The organism is Desulfomarina sp. (assembly GCF_054039375.1).
On sequence record NZ_JBPLBA010000108.1, the window covers coordinates 1 to 9507 of the forward strand.

10 protein-coding genes and 1 pseudogene are annotated in these 9507 nt (G+C 45.7%); 9 read left to right on the top strand and 2 right to left on the bottom strand.

The window, feature by feature from the left end:
• The 5 genes and pseudogenes from ACXLDX_RS05905 to ACXLDX_RS05925 form a co-directional block, all read left to right on the top strand.
• Nucleotides 1-195: pseudogene (locus ACXLDX_RS05905) on the top strand (FmdB family zinc ribbon protein); the annotation flags it as partial.
• An 87-nt stretch (nt 196-282) separates the two neighbouring features.
• The gene (locus ACXLDX_RS05910; RefSeq protein WP_457576272.1) at nt 283-1431 is read left to right on the top strand and encodes an SPFH domain-containing protein; all 1149 of its coding nucleotides are present in this window, start codon (nt 283-285) and stop codon (nt 1429-1431) included.
• Nucleotides 1432-1438: 7 nt separating this feature from the next.
• Nucleotides 1439-2686 carry a TFIIB-type zinc ribbon-containing protein gene (locus tag ACXLDX_RS05915; RefSeq protein ID WP_457576273.1) on the top strand — a complete coding sequence of 416 codons (1248 nt, stop codon included), beginning with the start codon at nt 1439-1441 and terminating at the stop codon, nt 2684-2686.
• Between the two features lie 36 nt (nt 2687-2722).
• A complete protein-coding gene (locus ACXLDX_RS05920; protein WP_457576274.1) occupies nt 2723-3247 on the top strand; it encodes a nucleoside deaminase in 525 nt (174 codons plus the stop codon).
• 40 nt (nt 3248-3287) lie between these two features.
• Nucleotides 3288-4292 carry a radical SAM protein gene (locus ACXLDX_RS05925; RefSeq protein WP_457576275.1) on the top strand — a complete coding sequence of 335 codons (1005 nt, stop codon included), beginning with the start codon at nt 3288-3290 and terminating at the stop codon, nt 4290-4292.
• A 138-nt stretch (nt 4293-4430) separates the two neighbouring features.
• On the opposite strand, the gene tatC is transcribed toward ACXLDX_RS05925, so the two are convergent.
• Both tatC and ACXLDX_RS05935 read right to left on the bottom strand, forming a co-directional pair.
• Complete coding sequence (tatC, locus tag ACXLDX_RS05930; RefSeq protein ID WP_457576276.1) at nt 4431-5183, bottom strand: twin-arginine translocase subunit TatC; 753 nt, start codon at nt 5181-5183, stop codon at nt 4431-4433.
• Nucleotides 5176-5622 (bottom strand): twin-arginine translocase TatA/TatE family subunit, encoded by a 447-nt coding sequence (locus ACXLDX_RS05935; RefSeq protein ID WP_457576277.1) that lies wholly within the window; start codon nt 5620-5622, stop codon nt 5176-5178. The genes tatC and ACXLDX_RS05935 overlap by 8 nt, the downstream gene beginning before the upstream one ends.
• Nucleotides 5623-6247: 625 nt before the next feature.
• Here ACXLDX_RS05935 and ACXLDX_RS05940 point away from each other — a divergent pair.
• The 4 genes from ACXLDX_RS05940 to ACXLDX_RS05955 form a co-directional block, all read left to right on the top strand.
• Entirely contained in the window at nt 6248-7555 is a 1308-nt protein-coding gene (locus ACXLDX_RS05940; RefSeq protein ID WP_457576278.1) for an adenylosuccinate synthase, read from the top strand.
• A 113-nt stretch (nt 7556-7668) separates the two neighbouring features.
• Nucleotides 7669-7944 (top strand): DNA-directed RNA polymerase subunit omega, encoded by a 276-nt coding sequence (gene rpoZ / locus ACXLDX_RS05945; protein WP_457576279.1) that lies wholly within the window; start codon nt 7669-7671, stop codon nt 7942-7944.
• 238 nt (nt 7945-8182) lie between these two features.
• On the top strand, nt 8183-9310 hold the full coding sequence (gene dnaJ, locus ACXLDX_RS05950) for a molecular chaperone DnaJ (RefSeq protein ID WP_457576280.1): 1128 nt from the start codon (nt 8183-8185) through the stop codon (nt 9308-9310).
• Between the two features lie 79 nt (nt 9311-9389).
• Nucleotides 9390-9507: cyclic pyranopterin monophosphate synthase MoaC (locus ACXLDX_RS05955; RefSeq protein WP_457576281.1), on the top strand; the 118-nt coding region annotated here is incomplete at its 3' end.

Below are 9507 nucleotides of genomic sequence, written 5' to 3' on the forward strand. Positions count from 1 at the left end.
CAGACCGGTATAAAACTCGGAGAAACAATGGAGGAAGCAATTGCCCGGATGGAGTCCGGTGAAGACCCGGAGAAAGTTGAGAAAGATCTTGGTCACCTGCTGGAAGCAGAAGATTTTTCGTTTGATCAGGTCAGGGGCAGTATGAAAAAGAGAAGGGGAAAACCGGGATACGACGAAAAACTGTATGAACTGTAACTGTAGCACGGGGGCGACGGGACGTGTCATTACAGTTCAGAAAATCATAGGGCAAAGTCCCTGCGGGGAGTTACAAAAGGAGTTGATATGAACCGATTTGATGGTGGAATTTTTCTCGAAAACATTGAGTGGTTTGATGAAAGTGGGGAGGAGATCGTCCACAGGTTGCCGGAACGGGGATCTGGAGAAATAAAATTCGGTGCCCAGTTGACGGTACGTGAAAGCCAGGCGGCGGTTCTTTTTTACAAAGGAAAGGCATGCGACGGCTTTGGCCCCGGCAGGCATACTCTCAAAACAGGCAATCTCCCCATTCTGACCAAAATTCTTTCCATTCCATGGCGCGGCGACAGCCCTCTGCGGGCTGAAGTGTATATGGTTAATCTTAAGCATTTTCCCGGACTGAAATGGGGGACCGCAAGTCCTGTTGCTTTCCGGGATAAAGAGCTGGGGCTGGTTCGACTGCGTGCCCATGGAATTTTCAATATTCAGGTGGTTCAGCCGGTTCTTTTCATCAATTCACTTGTGGGGACAAAGGGGAAGTTCAATACCAGAGAGATATCAGGATATCTGAAGCAGGTGATTGTTGCCCGGCTCAATGATTATCTGGGAGAAAAACTTGATTCACTTTTTGATCTGCCGGGGCAGTTTGACGAGTTGTCTGATGAATTAAAAGAGAGGCTTGTTGAGGATTTTTCAAACTTTGGTCTCCGGTTGAGTCAGCTTTATATTACTTCAATAACTCCTCCTGAAGAGGTGCAGCAGGCTATCGATGACAAGAGTCGCCTGAAACTGATTGAGGATATGGAGCGGTTTATGAAGATGAAGGCGGGAATGGCCATGGAGAAAGCTGCAGAGAATCAGGCTGAAGCCGGTGGTGGCCTTGGCCTGGGTATGGGTATGATGCTGCCTGCCATGTTTGCCCAGCCAGATTCCGGGAGATCAGGCCAGACCGGATTGCAGGACCGACCTGAAGAAAACAGGACTGTGACATGCCCTGACTGCAATCACAATATTCCCGAAGATGCGCGTTTCTGTCCTTTATGCGGGCATCAGCAGGTTCTTTATGGTCGCTGCAGTAACTGCGGGAAAAATCTTACACCTAATGCCAGGTTTTGCTCCAGGTGCGGGCAAAAGACAGAACAGAAGGAGGTTGTACAGATCTGTGGAAACTGCAGCGCGGAGAATCTGGGCGGATCCCGTTTCTGTAATCAGTGCGGGATTGAATTAAAGGGATAGGAACCAGGTGGAACTTAGAATTGTTCAGACATGTCCGGGGTGTGGTGCTGCCATCGAACTGCATGAAGATGACCGGCTTGTGACCTGTCCTTTCTGTGAACTGAAAAACTACAGACTTGAAACCGGGCCGGAAAGATATGTTCTGCCATGGACTCTGCCTTCCAATGTACACGAAAACCAGCTGCAGTTTGTTCCGTACATCAGGTTCAAAGGTGCGGTTTTCTATACAACGGGAATGGATCTTCGCCACAAGCTGGTGGATGCCACCAGACTGGCGTTAAACGGGAGTCATTTGCCTGCATCGTTACGTTTGCGTCCCCAGGCGATGCATGTTAAACCGGTTGTGGCCGGAATGGTCGGCAAATTTCTTGAACAGGAGATCAAAACCGGAGAGATTCTTGAACATGTGACAAAATTATCGACTCTTTTTTTCCGTAAAAATAAACAGATAATGCAGTACAGGGAATTTATCGGTGAATCTCTCAGCAGGATTTATCTGCCGGTATATTCAGCCGGAGAAAAACTGATTGATGCGGTTGACGGCCGAGATCTTGGCGATGCAGGAAATTTTATAAAATGGACCGGGAATGGTTCACCGGCCAAGAGATCATGGGAGCCTCGGTTTATATCGACACTCTGCCCCCGGTGTGGCGGCCTTCTGAGCGGTGAGCGTGACAGCCTGGTTCTTGGTTGTGAAAATTGCGAGACACTCTGGCAGGAACACAAGGGGAGGTTTCAACTGTTGAAGTGGAAAGTTATTTCTGCTGCCGACGCCGATGCTGTCTATCTGCCTTTCTGGAAAATAACTTTTCAGACCAGGAAAGGGGAACTGAGAAGTTTTGCTGATTTTCTTCGTATGACGAATCAGCCGGTACTGGTGGAGAAGGCTGACAATGAAAGACATCCGGCTTTCTGGATTCCGGCCTTTAAAATAAACCCGAAAGCTTTTCTGCAGATCAGTACAAAAGCCACTGTAGCCCAGAAGCATATTCCGCCCGGAAGAATAGATTTTCCGGAAAATGCCTACCCGGTAACGTTTCCCTGGAGAGAGGCATTCCAGGCGTTGAAGAGTGTACTTGCAGCGGCAGCGGTTTCAAGGAAAAATATCTTTCCCCTGCTGCCGCGTTTACGTATATGTTCTGCAGGATATGCCTTGAGATATCTTCCTTTTACCGTTCGATCCCATGACCTTGTTCAACAGCACATTCCAGTGACAGTAGTCAGTGCCGCCCTGAAGTATGGTCGCAGTCTGTGAGCAATAACATTACGATTAATCCTGTGAGTGGTTACCATGAAAAGAGATCATACGTATTTTATGGAAGCAGCGCTTGAAATGGCGCGCCGGGCTCTTGTCGAGGGTGAATTTCCTGTGGGCTGTATTATTGCATATGATGGAAAAATAGTGGCGGATGGCAGAAGGTGGAATTGTAATCGGGAAAATGGCAGTGAGCTTGATCACGCTGAGATTATCGCTCTAAGGAATCTATCCGGAAAACAAAATAGGGTTGATATGACAAAAGTTACAGTCTACTCAACCATGGAACCGTGTCTTATGTGTTTTACTGCTCTGCTGGTGAACGGGATTACACGGTTTGTATATGGCTATGAAGATGTTATGGGCGGGGGAACCAACCTTCCCCTGAAAATGCTTTCACCTCTCTACAGATCGCTCGATGTTTCTATAATCGGAGGGATTTTACGGAAGGAGAGTCTTGAGTTGTTTCAGACCTTTTTTTCATCTCCGGATTGTGATTATCTAAAAGATACATTGCTTGCTGAATACACACTGCAACAGTCAGGGAAGATGGCGGGCTGAAAGCCAGGCAGCAAAAAACAATCACCGTGAGCAGGTACGAATGAAGAAAAATTTAAGGACAGTGGGTTTTAGGCGTGGGGAAAGAAATGTTTTTTTTCATATTCTCACAGCCTGTAATCTCTCATGTCGCCATTGCTATATAAATCCGGAGCAACATGGTGCAAATATGCTTGGAAAGGGAACAGTTGAGAAATGGTTGAAGCTCTTTGCCTGCAGGGACAAGGAGTCTAATGTGATTTTTCTCGGTGGTGAACCGACCATGCACCCGAACCTTGCCCATCTGGTAGGATTTGCAAAAGACCTTGGGTATTTTGTTACAGTTGATTCAAATGGCTATCTTTTTCATGATTTTCTTGAGCGAACAACGCCTGATGTTCTTGATTATCTCAGTTTCAGCCTGGATGGACCTGACAGGGAAATTAATGACCGGATCAGGGGGGACGGTGTTTTTGATGTGTGTACAGCCAATATAAAAAAGGCGGTGGAGCGTGGTTTTGCTGTCAGTCTTATCTATACGGTCAGCAGCAGGAATATTGATCATCTTCATAGAATGATCCCATTGCTGGATCAGTTGAAGGTTAGGAAGTTTTTTATCCAGGTGATTGGTCTGCGCGGAAAATCGCAGGTGAAAAAATCTGCACAATCACTGCAGGTCAGTCGTGATCAGTGGTTGAAGAGTGTACCCGATGTGGCAGAAAAAATAGCGGCACAGGGGATTCATGTCACTTATCCGAAAGTTTTTTTAGAAAAAGGAGAACAATTTGAATGTGCCGGTAATGTAGCCGAGAATTTTTTTATATTTCCTAATGGCAGAGTTTATCAATGCCCACTCTGCGAGGATTACCCTGTTCATTCCTATAGAATTGAAAATGATCTGTTAAAAAAGAATAAGGGTTTGACGGAGGACCGGTTCTTTCGCCTGGATATTGCAGAAGGATGTGTGATGAACAAACTGCTTCAGCCGGATACCATTGAATATGATGATACGGGAAACCCCCTTTTTAGAATTTCGTGCTGTCTGTTGAAGCAGGAGATATCGGGATAACAACTATATGATTCAATTACCTCTGAACTGCAATTTCACGGGTGCCCACAGATTTTTACAGGCTCTTCAGTTCCCTATAGCCTACCTATAAGGACAGAAGAGACCGTGAAAAGTTGGGGTGAGCAGTTACCCTTTCGGTTACTTTTTCCGGAACAGGTGAGATAAAAAAATTCCGGCTTCATAAAGGAGGAAAAGTGGCAGTGCAAGGAGGGCTGTTGCCATGAAATCCCCTGCCGTCAGGAGAAAGGAAAGAAAGATGATAGCCGCATAAAACCAGATGCGTTTTTTTCTGAAATAACCAGCTTTAACCAGAGCGGTTTTTCCTGCCATAACCATGAGAAACGGGATCTGAAATGCCAGGCCGAAAGTGAGTATCGTTCGTGCTACAAATGTCAGGTATTTACCGAGTTTCGGCAGTGGCAGTAAATTTTCGGTGCTGTAACTCATGAAATAAGAGAGCATTTTAGGGAGCACAATAAAAAAGGCAAAACACCCACCAACCAGAAAGAGAAGTCCCGCCCAGAATACAACAATGACGGCAAATTTCTTTTCGTTGCGCTTCAATCCGGGAGAGACAAAAATCCAGATCTGGTAAAGGACATATGGCAGGCTGGCGATAATCCCTATCAGCAGGGCCAGTTTTATATAGGCGAGAAAAGCTTCAGGCAGGTTCGTATAGACGAGCTTGAAAGCTCGTGGACTGGCATTAAAAAGCGGGGATATGAAAAGTGTGGCGATCTGTTCTGCAAAAATATAGGCGACTACGGTACAGCAGGTAATGGCGATGAAGATTTTTATCAGCCGGGAACGAAGCTCCTGATGATGGGGGCGAAATACTTCGAGACTGCGCTCCAGGATCGGGATAGTGTTGTGGAGGTTGTATTTACTCATTCTTTGTTACATTTTCTTCTGTCACCTGGATGTCAATAACCGGATCTCCGGTGCCATTTTCTGTTTTTTCGATGTCACTGTTTTCAGTGTCGACTGATGGGGTCGGATCTGTTTTTCCCATCAGTTCTTTATAGGCTGTGGCAGCTTCTTCTGCCGGTGGATTAACTCCGGGAAAATGATCGTTGTCGTTCTGGTCATAACTGGTGGGATCCAGGAGATTATTTTTCAATGACCGGGCGGCTTCCTCCAGATCTGGCCGGATGTCCTCCAGGGGGTTGCCTTCTTCAGTGAAAGATTCTTTTAATCCTTCCGCAGTTTTTTTCAATTCCATGATGCCCTTCGCAACGGATCTGGCAAGGTCCGGCAATTTGTCCGGCCCGACAACTATCAGGGCCAGAGCTAATATCAAGATCATTTCGGGCAGACCAATACCAAACATGAATTTACTCCGCTTTTGTAATTACCCGTTTTTTACAGGTTTCTTCCCACAAGGTTCTCGTTCCTTGTTTTCGGTCAGAACAGAGGTAATAATATCACAGAGTTGTTCACTCTGTGAGTTGTTACGATGAAATATGGTAATTACTCACAGGTACCCCAGCTTTTCACGGTCTCTTTTGTCCGCATAGTAGGCTATAGCGAACAAAAGAGCCTGTAAAAATCTGTGGCACCTGTGAGCAATTACAGTTCAGAGGTAATTAAATCACATAATTACTCCCCCTGTGAGTAGTTACGAAATATGTGTTAATGGCGAAACAACTGTAAGGTATTTCAACATGTGTGTCAATGTCACCGGTAAAAATGAAAAATGACCGTAGCAGACTTAATGGTTATGATTCCATCTATATTCTCAGGTAGTTAAGAATATAATATAACTGGTTTGGCTGGAAATATCATTCATTGACTTTATTGATACAGTTTACTATATTTTTGAGTTTGTCCTGTGACAATATGCAATAAAAGTCAGCCTTCAGCAGGTCTGTAATTCAGGCGGGATGCTGATGGTATGAGCCTGCTCGCAGGAGCAGCAACTCTATGATTTAATAACTTCTGTCAGGAGAGATCAGATGTCCAGTGTGGTTGTAGTGGGAACCCAATGGGGAGATGAAGGGAAAGGAAAAATAGTTGATTTACTAACGCGTTATGCTGATTTCGTTGTCCGTTTTCAGGGAGGCAACAATGCGGGGCACACACTGGTAGTGGAGGGGAAAAAATTTGTCTTTCATATCATTCCCTCAGGAATTCTGTATGAAGAAAAAAAATGCATGATCGGCAATGGTGTGATTATTGATCCTGGAGTCCTGCTTGAGGAAATCGATGGTCTGCAGGAACAGGGATTGCCGGTTGCGCCCGAGAGGTTAATGATCAGTAAGAGAGCCCATCTTATAATGCCCTATCATTCCCGCCTGGATCAGGCTAAAGAGGCGGCTCTGGCAAAAAATGACAAAATAGGTACAACCGGTCGCGGGATCGGTCCATGCTATATTGATAAAGTAGGCCGTACAGGCATCAAAGCAGGTGATTTGCTGGATGATTCACTTTTTCGAGAAAAACTGAAGAGTGCAGTGGACGAAAAAAATTTTCTGCTCACACGTAAATATAACGCTCCCGCCGTAGTTTTTGAAGAAATATACGCACAATTTCAGGAATATAGAGAAAAACTTGCACCTTTTCTGGGGAATGTTTCAGTTGAACTGGACAAGGCCAGAAAGAATGACAAGAATATTCTTTTCGAAGGGGCCCAGGGAACACAGCTTGATATAGATCACGGGACGTATCCTTTTGTGACATCATCGAATACCATTGCCGGAAATGCCTGTAACGGATCAGGGTTTGGACCGGCCCATATCGATGCTGTGGTGGGAATTCTTAAAGCATATACCACCCGGGTTGGAGCAGGACCGTTTCCAACGGAACTGTTTGATGTAACGGGAGAAAAGTTACAGGAAAAAGGTCATGAGTTTGGGGCGACAACCGGTCGCCGGCGCAGATGTGGCTGGCTTGATGGGGTTGTGGCAGGTGATGCGGCCCGACTGAACGGACTTACCGGCCTGGCGATAACAAAACTGGATGTGCTGAGCGGTCTTGAGTCGTTGAAGGTCGCGACTTCTTATGAACTTGATGGCAGGAAAATTGACACCATGCCTTCAAATATCAACGAAGCTGCAGTCGTAAAACCAGTATACGAAAGCCTTCAGGGCTGGAAGGACGATATAGACCATGTCAGGGAATTTGACGAGTTACCTGTTCAGGCAAAGGATTATATCAAATATATTGAAGATATGACCGGAGTTCAGGCAGATATGATCTCTGTCGGCCCCGACAGGGCTGAGACTTTACTTATACGAAATCCTTTTGAAGTGAAGAGGAACTGAGAAATAAAATATTCACGGGGTTTTCCCTCGTATGAATAATAATTACGTAACTATCGTATATAAATAATTATATGCGATTTTGCTGGTGGAAAAAATATTGAGAGGTTGTTTGGATGGCTAGGATTACATGTGAAGATTGTCTGGCACAGATTGGAGATGACAACAGATTTAACCTGATTCACCTTACGGTGAAACGTGTTAAACAGCATCGTCAGGGAGAACCGTTTCTTGTGGAAGGAAAAAACAAGGAAATTGTAATGACTCTTCGTGAAATTGCTGCCGGAAAAGTGACTTTTGATAATATTGATCTTCTGCCGGACATGATGGATGGGGATGAGTCCCAGGCAGTGGAAGATGATGCAAGGGAGGCTGATGCTGCTCATGCATGATTTATGCAGGATAGGGTGGCCCAGGTGTATCTAATCACAGGGTTAGTAATTCTGTGTTTTTATTGTCTTTGAGATGTGATTATTTCCAGGTGACTCAGACTGTTCCAGGGTCTTTTCTCTGCAACAGACTGTTTTGGCGGGTGGTGGGGACCGCGAAGAATCGGAGGTGCCTGAGTATAATTATATCTGATTGGTTTAATGGAAAGAGTTTTACAGCACGGAGCAGAACTGTTTTATCATGAGTATTGATTATTACGAAACATTGTCAATAAGCAGAAGTGCAGACGGCAGGGAGATCAAAAAGGCGTATCGTAAACTCGCCATGAAATATCATCCTGACCGTAATCCCGGTGACAAGGAAGCTGAGGAAAAATTCAAACTCTGCACGGAAGCCTACGAAGTTCTCAGTGATGAGAAAAAGAGACAGATTTACGATACTTATGGTCATGATGGCTTAAAAAACAGCGGTTACAGCGGGCCCACCAGTGCAGATGATATTTTCTCAAGTTTCGGGGATATCTTCAGTGACCTTTTCGGCTTTGGGGGTGGCAGTCGTTCCCGCAGCCGCAGAGATGGTCCTGTTGCAGGGAACGATCTCCGTTATGATGTGGAAATCAGCTTTATGGAAGCAGTCCACGGTGTTGCTAAAGAGGTGGAGCTGACCCGAAGGGATACATGCTGGACATGTGAAGGAAGCGGCAGCAGACCCGGCCATAAAAATAAGGTCTGTCCCAGTTGTAACGGCAGAGGGCAGGTAGTGCGGTCACAGGGTTTTTTTCAGGTGAGTTCCACCTGCCCCCATTGCCATGGTGAGGGGGAAATTATTACAGATCCCTGCACTGATTGTAACGGAAGCGGGTTGGTTGAAAAAACCAAAAAAGTTGTTCTAAAAATTCCTGCCGGGGTTGATACCGGTGCGAGAATGCGTCTTCGGGGTGAAGGAGAAGGCGGCAGAAGAGGTGGCGGGGCCGGAGACTTGTATGTGGTAGTTCATGTTGAGGAACACGAATTCTTCAAACGGGATGGCAATACAATCTACTGCCGTTTGCCTGTTTCCATGGTTACCGCAGCTTTAGGCGGGGCTGTTGATGTCCCGACAATTTATGGTAAGAAGAATCTTGATATTCCTGCCGGAAGCCAGTCAGGTGAAATTTTTACTCTGAGGAAGGAAGGGGTGCAGCATTTACGGGGAGGAGGAAGGGGTGATATGATTGTTGAACTGCAGGTGCTCACTCCGACAAATCTCTGTGAAGAACAGAAAAAAATGCTGCGGGAATTTGATGGCCTTTGTCGGGAACATGGACAGCATAAAGAGCAGGATGGCTTTTTCAAGAGACTGTTCAATGAAGTGCTCGGTAAAAATTAAGCTGGCGGGGAGTTAGGTACACATGATTGATCAGAACAAAGACTCATTTACCCATTTTGACGAGAGCGGAAATGCCCGTATGGTTGATGTCGGCTCAAAACAGGAAACTGAGAGAGTTGCCTATGCGGCAGGCAATATTCGTATGTCAAAAAAGGCTTATGAGCTTGTCAGAAGTGGTTCCGTAAAAAAGGGGGATG